Origin of the sequence: Paenibacillus sp. FSL H7-0737, assembly GCF_000758545.1 — a bacterium.
GTDB lineage: Bacteria > Bacillota > Bacilli > Paenibacillales > Paenibacillaceae > Paenibacillus_AQ.
The window spans coordinates 4,476,260-4,490,337 of record NZ_CP009279.1; the positions used below are offsets into that span (position 1 = coordinate 4,476,260).

General features: G+C 40.3%; 18 protein-coding genes. 3 read left to right on the top strand and 15 right to left on the bottom strand.

Features of this window, described 5'->3' with window-relative positions; all coding sequences use genetic code 11:
* Window positions 1-13: 13 nt before the first annotated feature.
* The 12 genes from H70737_RS19620 to H70737_RS19665 all read right to left on the bottom strand — a co-directional run bounded on the left by H70737_RS19620 (window position 14) and on the right by H70737_RS19665 (window position 9,566).
* Window positions 14-766, bottom strand: a complete 753-nt coding sequence (locus tag H70737_RS19620; protein ID WP_042189871.1) for a hypothetical protein — start codon at window positions 764-766, stop codon at window positions 14-16.
* The gene (locus tag H70737_RS19625; protein WP_042189873.1) at window positions 763-1,251 is read right to left on the bottom strand and encodes a GNAT family N-acetyltransferase; all 489 of its coding nucleotides are present in this window, start codon (window positions 1,249-1,251) and stop codon (window positions 763-765) included. The genes H70737_RS19620 and H70737_RS19625 overlap by 4 nt, the downstream gene beginning before the upstream one ends.
* Window positions 1,252-1,265: 14 nt before the next feature.
* A complete protein-coding gene (locus H70737_RS19630; RefSeq protein ID WP_042194217.1) occupies window positions 1,266-2,297 on the bottom strand; it encodes an aminoglycoside phosphotransferase family protein in 1,032 nt (343 codons plus the stop codon).
* Between the two features lie 23 nt (window positions 2,298-2,320).
* A complete protein-coding gene (locus H70737_RS19635; protein WP_042189875.1) occupies window positions 2,321-3,085 on the bottom strand; it encodes an ABC transporter ATP-binding protein in 765 nt (254 codons plus the stop codon).
* A gap of 15 nt (window positions 3,086-3,100) precedes the next feature.
* Window positions 3,101-5,440: an ABC transporter permease gene (locus H70737_RS19640; RefSeq protein ID WP_042189877.1), complete on the bottom strand. Its 2,340-nt coding sequence runs from the start codon at window positions 5,438-5,440 to the stop codon at window positions 3,101-3,103.
* 45 nt (window positions 5,441-5,485) lie between these two features.
* Window positions 5,486-6,109: a TetR/AcrR family transcriptional regulator gene (locus tag H70737_RS19645; protein ID WP_042189879.1), complete on the bottom strand. Its 624-nt coding sequence runs from the start codon at window positions 6,107-6,109 to the stop codon at window positions 5,486-5,488.
* Window positions 6,110-6,259: 150 nt separating this feature from the next.
* Window positions 6,260-6,409, bottom strand: a complete 150-nt coding sequence (locus H70737_RS31085; protein ID WP_197071229.1) for a hypothetical protein — start codon at window positions 6,407-6,409, stop codon at window positions 6,260-6,262.
* A 32-nt stretch (window positions 6,410-6,441) separates the two neighbouring features.
* Window positions 6,442-7,215: a permease prefix domain 1-containing protein gene (locus tag H70737_RS19650; protein WP_197071230.1), complete on the bottom strand. Its 774-nt coding sequence runs from the start codon at window positions 7,213-7,215 to the stop codon at window positions 6,442-6,444.
* Between the two features lie 6 nt (window positions 7,216-7,221).
* The gene (locus H70737_RS19655) at window positions 7,222-7,548 is read right to left on the bottom strand and encodes a PadR family transcriptional regulator (RefSeq protein WP_042189881.1); all 327 of its coding nucleotides are present in this window, start codon (window positions 7,546-7,548) and stop codon (window positions 7,222-7,224) included.
* A 155-nt stretch (window positions 7,549-7,703) separates the two neighbouring features.
* On the bottom strand, window positions 7,704-8,270 hold the full coding sequence (locus H70737_RS19660) for a 5' nucleotidase, NT5C type (RefSeq protein WP_042189883.1): 567 nt from the start codon (window positions 8,268-8,270) through the stop codon (window positions 7,704-7,706).
* A gap of 87 nt (window positions 8,271-8,357) precedes the next feature.
* On the bottom strand, window positions 8,358-8,555 hold the full coding sequence (locus H70737_RS31680; RefSeq protein WP_197071231.1) for a cysteine-rich CWC family protein: 198 nt from the start codon (window positions 8,553-8,555) through the stop codon (window positions 8,358-8,360).
* Window positions 8,556-8,678: 123 nt separating this feature from the next.
* Complete coding sequence (locus H70737_RS19665) at window positions 8,679-9,566, bottom strand: aminoglycoside phosphotransferase family protein (RefSeq protein WP_042189885.1); 888 nt, start codon at window positions 9,564-9,566, stop codon at window positions 8,679-8,681.
* 119 nt (window positions 9,567-9,685) lie between these two features.
* Here H70737_RS19665 and H70737_RS19670 point away from each other — a divergent pair, with 119 nt between their 5' ends.
* The gene (locus tag H70737_RS19670; RefSeq protein WP_042189887.1) at window positions 9,686-10,231 is read left to right on the top strand and encodes a MepB family protein; all 546 of its coding nucleotides are present in this window, start codon (window positions 9,686-9,688) and stop codon (window positions 10,229-10,231) included.
* Here the strand turns inward: H70737_RS19670 and H70737_RS19675 are convergent.
* The gene (locus H70737_RS19675) at window positions 10,201-10,731 is read right to left on the bottom strand and encodes a hypothetical protein (RefSeq protein ID WP_052404355.1); all 531 of its coding nucleotides are present in this window, start codon (window positions 10,729-10,731) and stop codon (window positions 10,201-10,203) included. The two genes, H70737_RS19670 and H70737_RS19675, sit on opposite strands and share 31 nt — an antisense overlap.
* 107 nt (window positions 10,732-10,838) lie before the next feature.
* Here H70737_RS19675 and H70737_RS19680 point away from each other — a divergent pair, with 107 nt between their 5' ends.
* The gene (locus tag H70737_RS19680; protein ID WP_042189889.1) at window positions 10,839-11,447 is read left to right on the top strand and encodes a methyltransferase family protein; all 609 of its coding nucleotides are present in this window, start codon (window positions 10,839-10,841) and stop codon (window positions 11,445-11,447) included.
* Window positions 11,448-11,575: 128 nt separating this feature from the next.
* A complete protein-coding gene (locus H70737_RS19685; RefSeq protein ID WP_042189891.1) occupies window positions 11,576-12,841 on the top strand; it encodes an alkaline phosphatase in 1,266 nt (421 codons plus the stop codon).
* Between the two features lie 105 nt (window positions 12,842-12,946).
* On the opposite strand, the gene H70737_RS29890 is transcribed toward H70737_RS19685, so the two are convergent.
* A complete protein-coding gene (locus tag H70737_RS29890) occupies window positions 12,947-13,477 on the bottom strand; it encodes a hypothetical protein (RefSeq protein WP_052404356.1) in 531 nt (176 codons plus the stop codon).
* Window positions 13,478-13,535: 58 nt separating this feature from the next.
* The gene (locus H70737_RS19695) at window positions 13,536-14,069 is read right to left on the bottom strand and encodes a PadR family transcriptional regulator (RefSeq protein WP_052404357.1); all 534 of its coding nucleotides are present in this window, start codon (window positions 14,067-14,069) and stop codon (window positions 13,536-13,538) included.
* Between the last annotated feature and the right edge of the window lie 9 nt (window positions 14,070-14,078).

The following is a 14,078-nucleotide window of genomic DNA, read 5'->3' on the forward strand; positions in this document are numbered from 1 at the left end:
TATCTTATGACCGTTATCGCCCGTTTTTCCTAATAACGCGTCTACTATGAAGCTCAATCAGTAATTGAACAACTATAATGATCAACAAGAAGATTCCCACGACACCTGTTAAAAATGGATAAATTAGAGGGAAAAATACACTTGGATAACTTTTAGTAATATCCGAATGGTAGCCCATACCCATAAGTGATGTACCCGAGAACTCGATAAGCTTCACCCCTAGATGATTGTCACTTCTTTGAGCATAACTCAGCATCTTTTCTTCTATACTGCCGTCATGTGAGATCGTGATTATTTTCCATTTTCTCTTTTCCATCGGCTGACTATCATCTGTAAGTCTTTGGACTATATTAATTTCTTTCTCGCCAGTCTTTCGATCCGTAACAGTAAGGATATCTATCCATGAGAAATATCTGCTTCCTCGTTCCCGATTAGACAACCATATTTCATCAGGAGTTGAGATTTTTTGACCATTTAATAAAAACTGAACTTTCACAATATCTCCAGGCGGGACACTCTCCTCTTCATCCCAAAGGGTCAATTCTGCTTTCCTGCCTGTATTTTCTTCTTGGATCTTAATATGCTTATCATCAACCGTTAGTTCTTGAACGTTTAACGTGTTATACCCTTTCTCAGCATGGTTGATCTCATAACGCTGATTGATCTGATCTGAAATCATATACTCACGGATATAGTTGAACAATGGGCTGAAAGAAATCGCTAGCAAGAAAAATGAAATCACCGATAAATAAATTATTTTTTTCATAATGAATCCTTGTGAGCGATCGTCAGCTTGAAATTTTGTCTTGAGCCACCTTCGAGGCCATTTGGAACCCCATCCTGCATAGGAAAGAAACCAAACTTCTGATAAAATCTTCTAGCAGGTTGACCCTCTGGATGATCCTCACCAAATGTAGTAACGAATATCTCTGCTGGGGTTTCGATACTTTCGATAATATAGTTAAGAAGTACTGTCGCTACACCCTTATTTCTCTCTATGGCTGAAACAGATAACCAACCAATCTTGTAATTAGGGGCATTGGATGAAGAGAATAACACAGCTCCAAGTAATCTTGAACCTGGCGAACCATTGTTTTCTCGTACACAAAAAGCGCTTTGTCGACTGATATTTTTTTCTAACGCTAGAGTGAAATTCGGATCATCTACCATCGGCCCAAAAAGGGACTCCACCTCTGCCGCCAGCTCCAGCCATCCTCTTATATCCTCCATAGTAGCTTTTACTACATTCATATATAAGTTCTCCTTTAGTAGTCTTGGTTACACCATTCGATACACTGAGGAATAAAGTTATCATAGTCATTTAAAGCAGTGATTGTATTTATTACTTCACGGGTTCCAAGCTCTCGCTCTGTATCATCCGTACTCTCTATTCCAAGTGACCGTCTGATATTATAAGCTAACCATTCTAGCTTCCCATGAAAACCATAGTTGAGCACATCGGACCAGTTAGCATAAATCTCGCCGCCATGATCGCGGTATGCATTAATAAGCGTGCAGAAAGCATCTTTGCTTACACTTCCCGATTCAAAGCCTGACCAATAAAGGGCTACATCTATTAACTCTTGGGTTGGATGGATAGGTCCTGCTGCTTCCCAGTCAATAATAATGGGTATCTGATGCTCATCCCATAGTACATTTTTTTGATCTAAATCCCGATGGCTGATCACCATATGATTCAATAATTGTTCCGCTGAAGAATCTACAAGTTGTTCCCAATGATTTATTTGGTTCAGGTTATCTAATAGCAAGCTAGACCATTCCAAACCATCCTGTTTTGCTTTTAGTGCATATTCATTCCAACAAACAGTGGATGTATTTACTGCCTCAAGATTTCCATTAGGATGATGATTAAGAAGTGTAGCGAAATCGATCTTATGAATTTTAGCAAGGTTTTCGCCAATCTTTTTACAACACCCTATATTAATACCTCCTGATGGCAATGCCTTACCTTCGACCCATGGAAATAATAAATAGAATTGACCCTCGAATTCATGCATAAAACTATCTTTGGATACGATGGCCGGTACTGCATTTATTCCATTTTGATAAGCCATATTTGCAACCTTTTCAGAAAGAATATAGTTGTACATAGCAGTATCCCGCTGCATAATTTGAGGATTTAAAGCTTTCACTGCATAGAGCGCTTTGTCCGTTTGTAGACGATACATTCTGTGCAGAAGACCACCTGTTACCTGTTCTGGTTCATTTTTCAAATGACCTAACCCGTATTTTGCACATAGCATTTCGAAATTTAAGTTATAATTCAGATTTCCCATGTTATGTATCCCTTTCCTATCAATCAGAATCCCAACTTCAATAACCAAGCCGACAACTTCTCTTCCCGCTCTTTTAAGTCCCCATTTATGCGATTGAATTTACCAAGCCATTGCTCAGAAGCTATGCTGCCATCCAGCATATACAGGACACGTTCTGCCTGAGCAGCGACTTTCGCATCATGTGTAGCCAGTAGAATCGTTGTACCCGTCTGATTAATATCTATTAATATCTCCATAATTTCACTAGCAGCTTTAGAGTTCAGTGCACCTGTTGGCTCATCACCAAATAGAATATCAGGCTCATTGATGATTGACCTGCAGATCGCTGCTCTTTGCAGTTGTCCACCCGACACTTGTGTAATATCACGCTCAGCGAGTGCGGAGATTCCGGTTTTTTTCATTAACTCAGCGGCTCTGTTATTGATGGTTCTACGACTAACGATTTTAGCTCGATAAGCGGATAAGATGATATTGTCCCGAATAGTCAGGTTTTTTAAAAGATGCATCTGCTGAAAAATAAATCCCATTTGATTTAAACGCAGTTCAGCTAATTCACTCTCAGAAAGACCACTGATGTCCTGCCCTTTAAAAACAACACTTCCTGAAGTCATCCGGTCCATGCCGCTGATCGTATAGAGCAATGTTGATTTCCCTGAGCCAGAAGGCCCCATTATAGCTACGAATTCCCCCTTTGATACCTGTAGATGAACATCTTTTAATACCGTCTGCGGGGTTCCTTGCCCGGTTACAAAGGTTTTATTTAAACCCTTCGTCTCTAATATGAACATACTACCACCTCACCCTCATTCGACAATCAGTTTAGATAAATTGGATTTCTTCATCGATATCGTGCTTACTAATGTTGTGAGTGCTACAATGAGCATGAAAAAAAGAGGGAGAACAAGATAAGCTATTACCGGATTAACCACAAACTGTATTTTGGATGCTCCCATAAAGGATCCGAGTAATTGAGTGAATTTTTGACCGATGGTATTCGCTGCAAAGGTTCCGAGAATGATTCCGAGACCAGAAACCAGTAGTAGCCTTACCTGATATTGCTTTCGAATATCTTCTAACGTAAAGCCAATGCTTCTCAAAATGGCAATTTGCGAGACGTCCTTCGCTAGCAGCATTTTTAGAAATAAAGCTGTAATCAATACTGAAATTGATATCGAGATGGCAATGGATAAGCCAGTGACCAGCTTTAATTGGCGAATCGTATTCCCGAGCGTCTGAGATAAATAGCTTTCTAGATGAGTAACTTTGGCTGGATAAAATAACTTTGCATATTGATCCATTTTCTCCTGAACGGAAACATTCGGATTCACATCTAAAGCTACGATATACCATAGCACGGACTTCGGGTCATACGGTAATCGGGCTTTTGCAGTTCGACCTCCATTCGTTATATCTTGGTAGATCCCGCTAACCGTCAATTTTTTCGAAGTGCCATCTACCTCCAAAAGAACGCTATCCCCTACCCTTTTGTTCCATTCCTTGGCATTCAGATCAGAAAGGGCAATCTCCTCCCCACTTTCAGGGGTTCCTCCGTTAACATAGGTGAGCGGAAAAATAGAGAAATCTCCTGTTTCAACATTGATATTCTCCCATACGCCATCGCTGCCTAGCACTTTAAATCGAGAAGTAATTAATGGTGAGAATTTAGCTATATCGGAGTCCTTATTTAGCGTCGTTATCAGTTCATTAAATCGCTTCTCTATTTGATCAGATGGCTGCAAATCGATTCTCATGTCACTCTGACCTACACCCATATAAGAAATAAACCGAGGGGACTGAAGGGTATTCAATATATTCACTGGCACAAGAATGATAAACAGACAGATCACAAATACGAAGAATAGCAATCCGAACATGGTGAAGCGTCCATAAACATCCTTTAGGCCAAGAAAAACATTCACATTTATATGCCTGCGCTTACTCAGCACTACTCTACTTTTATTGCCTTTCAACTCTCCCACAGTCCCTGACCTTAAAGCGTCTACTACTGTTATACGATTAAACCTTCTAAGAATAACTCTGCAAAAGAACACAATCATCCCGAAGATCAAACCGACCGCTAAGACTGGAACAATAGGCTGAAGGATCGTTTTCGGAGCAGTTCCCAAGTACAATGTGATATTCGCTGTAAACAATCGCACCACACCCAAAGATAATAAATATCCTAGCAGTGAAGCGCATGCTGCCATCACCATATATTTTGCCAAATAAATCCTTCTAATATCTCGCTGTGAGATCCCAATTGCTTTCATGACGCCAATCTCTCTGTAATCCTCCTCTAAAGTCGCGATCATCGTGAACCTTAAACATAGGACGGCAATAATCATCAGAAGGATACTTACCAAAATAATGACAACTGCAATAATCCCATCTGTCAGCGCATTCAGCGTCTTAAATAAAGGATAGTCTATCATTGGTCCTTTAGCGGGCATATCTGAGGATTGATAGGTATTCCGGAACTCGCTAAGTCTACTTAAATCGGTGATTTGAAATTCAATTAAGTACTCAACTTCTCCATGGTTCTTCTTAAGTACATTATAATCCGTGTCATTTACGACAAAGCGCTTAGAGCTAACAATTGCGGGGTTCATTTGGATGTCTCGAACAAAATCTGTAACCATAAATTTTTGATCAAACTGTCCATTGGAAAGGGTAACCTGATCACCAATGTTCAGATCATTCTGCTTCATATAATAAATAGGAACTGCGATTTCTCCTTCAGCTACCCTAATCACTTGATTCTCTAAATTCAGCAGCAAATCAAATGATGGGTTCTGCTTAACAAAACCTATATCCATTACGCTGTTCTCTTCCGACTTATTGCTGTTACCCAAGACAATCTGCGAACCATCTATCCTTAGCATTTCTACCGTCTGTTGATTCTTAACAAGTGGATTTGCAGAGGCGAATTTTTGAATACCTGCGTTATCTATTGGACCAGCATGCATTTGAACAAAATGGGGAGCTTTTGATTTATCCAGCAAATGACTTAAAGAACCGGACAATTCCATAATGACTTGAGAAGCACAAGCAGCAAGCAACGCCGATAACATCATAAAAATAAATAAGACGATCGTTATGATTTTATTTCTTTGAAAATCTTTTTTCACAATTTGTAGCAGCATTGACGATCTCTCCCCTGCGTCTCATTCATCCTCCCTGCCCGGACCTTACTCAAACATTTGCGTTACGTAGGAAAAGCTTCCTTTTTCAGCTCCCAACGTAGTCTCCATAATATAAATAAAGCTCTGAATTTTGAGAATGATCTCTTCCGGTTGCCACTTGAAAATCCCTTCATCCAATAGAAATTGTGAGGCGATCAACAGAAATTCCATCGTTTCTTTAGGATAAGGACAGTGGAACAAGCTCTCCTCGATTCCCTGCTCAATCACCTCTGTCAACACAGGTGTTAGCTTCAAAATAGTTTCAGCCAAGCTTTTCTGATGGATTAGTGCATTCTCAGCTTGATGAAACTGTTCGATCATGTGACCTTTTCTCTCCGAATCAGGTTTCTGTGCCATTATGATTTGTAGTAGCTTTTCATGTACGGAGAGCTTCGAATCAGCAGCAATGATCTTCGCAATGTCCACTCCAGCATCGATAAATCGTGTGACCACTGCTTCCATAACCTCCTCCTTCGACTTGAAATAATAGTAGAACGTGCCCTTGGCAATCCCGATCTCCTGCAAGATGTCGTTCACTGTAGTTCTCGCATAACCTTTCGTAAAAAAAAGCATTTCTGCCTTATCTAATATTTCATTTCTGCGTTCTTCCGCTTCTTTGGAAATTCTCATTTATTCTGAGTCCTCCTTTTATAGACCGACCGTCGGTCTATACCATTTAAATACATTTAATACATCATGTCAATGATGTTCCAGCAAATTGGACAAAAGAAAAAGGTAACCTCCAAAGGATGAGGTTACCTTAATGTGCAGTCAGCATAATCAGGAGACTTTTTTGCGCTTTAGAATATGATACACATTGCTGAACATACCGGACAGGATGCCAGCAATTGGAAATACAGCCCAGTTGACGTCCCATCGTCCATAGACAAAGCCCGTAAACAGAAAAATCGCCGTCGCCAACGGCCACAACACAGCCCTCTCACAAATTGTTCTTTTCCCTTCTACTTTGCATCGATATGTGGCTCATTCAGTAGCTTCGTATAAGTTTCTTGGATATTTCCATAATAGACGAACAAGAACACCGCAGTTGCTGCAATCACCAGAAATGCAGAAACTCCATAAGCAGCGAAATCATCGTTGAAATACGAAGTTGCGAAGATAAAGGTCGGCGACAGCACACAAAGACAGACGCCCACAATCAAAGCAAGGCGATAAGTCGGAGCATAAAGGGCTTGACTGCGCTGAAGCGCCGTTTTGAGCGCATAAGGTAGCTGAAAGCCTTGCTCTAGACTTTCGAAGCGCTCGAGTTTCATGCCGCTATGAATGAACATCCCAACGGCCACAGCGACCAGCACGAACATTCCGACCATCCCCAGCATTGAACCTTTATCAGCCATATCAGCATTATTTTCAAACAATGTACTAAGAGTAATCAACAGCGCCACCCCGCATGCGCAGAGAAAAACACCGAGACCGGTCCATAATCCGGAGCTACGTTTGGCAGCCGCATAAGCATAAACCTCTTCTTCACTCAGCATGGGCACAGTCTTCTCCTGTCCGGCTGGATGGATGCCTAGCTCAGCAGTCAGCTCCTCAATATTGCCGAATTCCGAAATAACGATACCGATCGCCTCATTCTCAGACTTACCATCCCGCTTCAGCTCCAGGTACTTATCTTCCATCCCGGACAGCAGCTCCTGCTTCAAACGCTCCAGTTCCGGAGTCTTCGGCAGACCTGCAAACATATTATCCAGATATACTATGATCGTCTCCATGCACTATCACCACTCCTTGATAAATTGGTTTACAACTTCCTGCGTAACCTTCCATTCCTCACATTTTTCTCGGTAATAGGCGAGACCCAGCGGGGTAATCCGGTAATATGTGCGCCGCTTGCCAAGACTCTCATCCAGATAAAAGGATTCAATGTACCCGTTCTTCTCCAGCCGGGTAAAGGCGGAATACAGCGTTGTCTCCTTCATGACATACTTCTCCTGAGTCAGCTGCCTGATATTCTTAGAAATCTCGTACCCGTAGGATTCCCCATCGAGCAGCATGTAGAGGATCATCGTATCATTGTAACCACGTATAACATCACTGCTGATCAAAAATGGTACCCCCTATGATTACTTCATCTGTCGTAGTAGTTGCAGTATACCATAATTACTACGACAGATGAAGTAGTTGCAAAAAAATAGGCAAAAAAATCTAAAAAGCATAAAAAAAGAGAATTGCTCTATGTGAGCAACTCTCCTCAAATCAGCTAGTCTCTTGAATTTTCAAAAATCTGATCAATCTTCTCTTTCGCACCTTCCCAGGAGGTCAATAATGGAAATCCATATTGTTCACGGGCTCTCAAATTCCATGGATGCGGAATACAGAGTACTTTCCTTCCGTCCTGCAATGCAGGAACCAAGTTGTGAACCCCGTCATCGATCAGAAGATCATAATTAATAAGATTCTTTCGTTTGCATGGGAAGAAATTTTCGATGGGAATAAACGGCATATGCTTCTGCAGCCAGTTCCATTTTTCAACAACTGCATTGGGCTGAGCCGCCGTAACAATAATAACATCATAAGCATTGTGCAGCTTCTCCATTTCACCTACAACATGCTCGTCGAATAATTCAAGCTCCTCATATAAACCAGGCCGCCCATAGAATACATCTTGTGTACAATCTGGATGACGTAAATGATCCGTATTCCAATCAAGCATCTCCTCGTACTTCAGTACATGAGTGGGGAAATCATTGTTGTTATGGTATATAGCTCGTTTGACTAGATGGCATATCGTGTCATCCATATCAACTGCAATTATAGGCTTTCTCATCTGTGTCCCCCATATGTTTTTTTATATTACTATTTAAGTATACACAATATAATTACTGTTTTCGTCTTGAGTTAGTTAAATTTCAATTTAATGTTTTTTAAACGCCTCTACGCATCTTTGACAGATACAGGCTTTACCACTCAGTTCCAAAGGTACCCTTTCTAGTAGTTCTGCAGGAATTTCCGTATGAAAACACCAACAATCACCACTATTAGCACCACAATGATTTAATTCTTTACATAAAGGACAATACCGTTGTTCAACTTGTTTATTTTTTATTTCCAAAGCTTCTACTCCCCCATACGATTAAACATTTCTCTTCTATTTAGTTACCAAGCATAGGATTATTCAATAAAGCATGCACAGCACTTTCCCAACATGCAATAAAGTCATTCACATTTTTTCCAATCATTTCATTCCTTCTATAGATCTTTGCAATACCTCTATACTTTCCTGAAGAAATGCCTTATTGTTCTCAATTCCTCTGGTTTTACACCAAACTACCGCACTAAAAGCATCATAAAAATTATAAAACGGTATAATATTTTCGAGATCAGGTAAAGGATGAACCGATTCGTAGCCTTGCACATAAGGGAGCCGTGTTAGCGGGTTTACTTCCCAGACGTATCGGTTTATTTTTGTAAAATCAATTTCGGAGGAACCACCACGAGCGCTCTCGTAATCAATTATACCAACGACTTCATTATCTTTTATTAATATATTGCCTGGTCGAAAATCCATATGAACAACACAAGGCCCATCAGGTTCAGGTAACACCGAATATACGCTATCAAAGTGAGTAATACATTTCTCAAATAAATCAGGATGAAGGAGTTCCTTACAAGGTTCTTTCCACTTTTCAAAATTATTTTTCAGGTATAATCTCCAGCTATTGTTCTCTACCATCTGAAAACCATCGGATCCATAACATCCATACGCTGGCATGGTAACTTCATGAAGCATGGCATGATAATTACCGATTTGAAACGCCAGACTCTGATCAATGTTACTCGTACAAGGCACCCCATCTATAGCGGAGAGAAGCAATGCACCGACACTTCTATTATCTCCGTCCCAGAAATCCAATACTTTTGGAACAGGTATAACACCCTTTAGTCTTTCAAGCATCTCATATTCGCGAACCAGTTTATCCCTGTTGTATGGAATTTTCACGTATACGTTGTCTAGATTATTAAGAGTAAGTTTATACACTTCAGAACTAAACGACTCTGGAACAGACTCTATATTCAAAACACTCAGCTTAAAAATTTCAATTAATTTATGTATGGATTTCATACGACTACCTCCAATCTCAAGGGAAAGGTGCTCTGTTCACGGTTGTGAACTCCCTATTCTTGCATTAAGATAGAGAACATTAGGAGTTTCTAAGGAACTCAACCGGGAGATTTGAACAGATGAAATTTAAGAATCACAGCTTTTCAGGTATCATTCATAGTGATCTGCTTGCTACCCAAGAGCTTCTATATAACCCGTGCAATCTTGATTGCTCTGACCTCATTCATGAACCACATAATGCTGATTATGGGGCGTATATATATATAAACGCGCAATCCATTAGATTCCGTGTTGCAAAAATCACACCTACAAAGATCGGGCAGTTTGTCACGTTATGGGAGAGAATTGGAGATGGCCCCATCCAACCCTATGATATATCAGATCCTGCTGATCTCTTCGTTATAAGTACGCGCAATGAAAATCACTTTGGTCAATTTGTATTTCCAAAAGCTGTGTTAGGTAAACAAGATATATTATCCAATAAAGGTGAGGGTGGCAAAAGAGCACTACGAGTGTACCCGCCATGGGATAATCCCACGAGTCGTCAAGCTCAAAAAACACAAAAATGGCAGTTGGAATATTTCTTAGAGATACCGGTAATTAAGCCAGCAGACGTTCTTCGTGCGCAAACACTTTACGGTTTTCCAGTAAATCGAACAGTCTGACCTATGTCCTCCACATGTTTTATATCCGCCCATAAAATAAAATAATTGTACAAAGAATCTCCTATTTTCACCGCTTCTGGATATTTCAAAATAATAGCAGCCTGTTGATTCCATTCCTCTTCCTGATCAGCAGAAGGCACAATTAATCGTGCTTTCTCTTCCGCTTTTAACCCCTCTAGTGTCAGTTCAATGATTTGTGGATCAGAGCCATAAGGCTTCAGTTGATGAAATGCATCCTTGTTTGCTACTTCATCGATGGATAACCCCTCTCCAGAAATAGCGGATAATTGAAAAAATCCGTCGTTCCCCTGATACCTCTCAGCATATTCTGGATTTAGTTCCCACTCGGAGGGATACTTCAAAGTGACCTTATACTCTTTTGAAGTATATGTTGACAACCCCGATGGCTTAACCAGCATTCCGATTCCAGTACTTACTAATGCAATAGCCGCAATAATCAGGACCCCTAACCACCATCTTTTATACGTTGACGTCTTCACATTATCCCCCTAAATCAATATTTAGTTGACATGCACAGCATCAGGAAATAAGATATAAGCAAACATATGAGCAATCATTCATATGTATTGGTGAGGAGGAAATTACAATGAGTAATCTAAAAAATATTCTATCCCTAATTCTTTTCTCCATATTCCTTATTTCTTACCTTTTGAAGCTCCTTATACTTTACAAAAAGAACCACATTAAAGGAAACGTATTAGCTAAAGGAAAAAAACGATCTATGATCCATTATACCGAGCTGTTCGTTAAGACTACTACTTTTGTGTGGGGAGCAGCGTGGTTTACGTTTTCCTTAGCGGAGTCATACATAGTTACACTAGTAGGAGAACATTTTAATCATCCGGCGATTCACTTTATCGGTGTTGGTGTAGTAGCCCTCGGATGTTCCATTTTCATACAAGCAATGATTGCCATGCGTACTTCGTGGAGAGTTGGGATTGATAAGTCTACTGTAACAAAACTCATCACGCACGGTATATATAAATTTAGTAGAAACGCCGCATTTGTCGGTTTTGATCTCATGTTTCTTGGATTGTATCTTATGTATCCAAATTCATTAACACTAATTATATTCTTTCTTAACATTGTAGCCATTCATTTACTTATTCTTCAGGAAGAGCAGCATTTAAAATCTGTATTCGGAGATGAATATATTCAATATTGTAATAATACACCTAGATATATTTTATTTTGAAATCTTGCCTACTGTAAATCCTATGCTTTCAAGCACGCTACAATTTACATTTTTTACAATATCCGAAAACATTCTCTTAATGTAATTACTATAGTATGAGGTTGTAAACATACATTAGGAGGGAAATTATGAAATCACCGAAAAAGTACGGCGTTAAGACGGCAATTGTAGCGACTGCAGCAACTGCTCTCTTCGTTTCCAACGTAGTCACTACACAAGCACCAAATCAGGCCAATGCAGCTTCATCAAACACAAGAAATGTGATTCTGTTTGTCGGTGACGGAATGGGTACTGCCCAGCGCAATGCCATCCGCCTAGCTACAGTAGGTGAAAAAGGAAATCTAGCGATGGATTCTATGCCATATGCTGGACTAATTCATACAAGCTCCACTGTCCCTGTTACAGATTCAGCTGCTTCAGCCACAGCCTATGCCAGCGGAGTCAAGACTTATAACGGTGCCATTGGGATGAATGCAGATAAAAAGTCCGTACAAACCATTATGGAATATGCAAAATCAGCAGGGAAATCTACAGGCGTTGTAACTACCAGCCAAATTACTGATGCTACAGGCGCTGCCTTCGGTGCTCATGTTGAAGATCGCTCCAAACAAAGTGATATCGCTCTGCAGCTTCTGACCAAGAGCAAAGTTGACGTTCTTCTCGGTGGAGGCGAAGACTTCTGGTATCCTGCTGGGAATCCAGGTAAGTTCGCAGATGAGCCAGCTGAAGATCCTTCAGAGAAGAGCAAAGGAACGCAAGGGAACCTTGTAGACAAAGCTAAACAGCTTGGATACTCCTACGTAACGAACAAAACCGATATGCAAAAGGCGAAAAGCGGCAAGCTTCTCGGGTTATTTGCAAATGAGGAAATGTTCCAGCAAAAGCCAGAGGGTGAAGGAGATATCTACAACCCGGTTGTATCCCTCCCTGAAATGACGAAAAAAGCGATAGACACGCTTGCAGCAAATAAAAAAGGATTTTTCCTGATGGTTGAAGAAGAGGGTACTGACGAATTTGCACACCAAAACAATGCCAAGATGACGATTAAAGCGGGACAAGAGTTAGATAAGTCCGTACAGATTGCCAAAGATTTCGCTAAAAAGAATCCGGATACCCTTGTCCTAGTTCTCGCCGACCATGAAACAGGTGGATTCTCTATTGAAGCCGTAGACGCTGAAGATGAATCAGGTGACGGCATTTCCAAAGAAGATGGTCCGTTTGCCATCGCTAACTCCAAACAGAATTTCGTTGTAGACTGGACGACTTCAGGTCATACAGCAGTGGATATTCCAATTACGGCCATGGGCAAAAACGCTCAGTTGTTTACAGGAGTATACGAAAATACCGAAGTATTCACTATGGTTGCGCAAGCCATGGGCATTAAAGTGAAATAAAAAGATCGAACAACATAAAAGACTAACCAGACTTTCTGGTTAGTCTTTTTGATTGATGAATCGCAATCCCGGGTTCTCCCTTATACACTATGATGATCTCCATACCTACTTAGCATCTGTTCGAATAACAAACGTGATTTCCTTAGTCTGGTCTAGCCACTCGCCTGTCAGTCGAAATCCCCGTATAGTTGCCCCTGATTCATAATCCTTACTATCTGAACTAAGAAAAGCCGCCATATTCGAATCGAGCTTAAAAGTAGCTGTCTTATCCGCCCATTCAACATTTACCGGCTCTGCTGTTTCTTTTTTATACTTTAAAGTACCATTATCTTTCAAAATATAATCTGTCAATTTGTAGCTGTTTGGGGCTGTATTGCTAAATTCGATTTCTATGATTTCTCCAAGCTTCACATAGGGAATTGAAACATCCGGTTCAGCCATAAGGCTTTGGAAAGATACATTATCTTCTTCTGAATTAGTGTTCCTTTCAAGTGGCTTTAAGACAGATTGAATGACTCTCCCCTTGGATGTAACCGTTACTTCCTTAATTACAGAATCACTTGCCTGTTCTTGATCGCAGGCTGAAATAATAAACAGGAGTACAAGACCAAGGGTTAATAAGTATACTTTTCTCAAGGAAAACCCCCTTCTTGATTAATTTCAGTTACAATGATGATCGACAGCGAGATACGGATCAATGCATATCCAAGGCGTCCAGTTTATGGGAAAGCTCATGGATTAACTCTAGCTCATGTAATACCATACTTCGGGTATAAAAATATAGCTCTTCAGAGTAATCCAAATCTTCACCGTTCCCAACCACTAGGGATAACTGTTGTAAATGTTCCAGCTTCTCTTTCATGTAAGTCTCTCTGTAATCAAGTAATCTTCGGCGGGCCTCCTGATCCAGTAGCTCATAATAAGCAAGACGAATAGACCATTCATTATCAATACGAATAGTCTCCAGTGAAAATTCGTTCAAGCAGATATGAAACCGCTCCTCACCCTCGGCTGTGATGGAATACACATACCGTTTAGGCCGGTTTTCCTGCATTTCCGTTTTTTTAATCACCCAACCTCGCTTTTCAAACAATTTCAGCTTCGGATACAGCGAATTATTATTAACGATTTTATCGTTACTCATTACGAAAATGATATTTTTTTTAATCTCATAACCATGTTTTGACCCTTTCATTAATTGAGCCAGAATCAAGACTTCAATATCCATATTCATCCT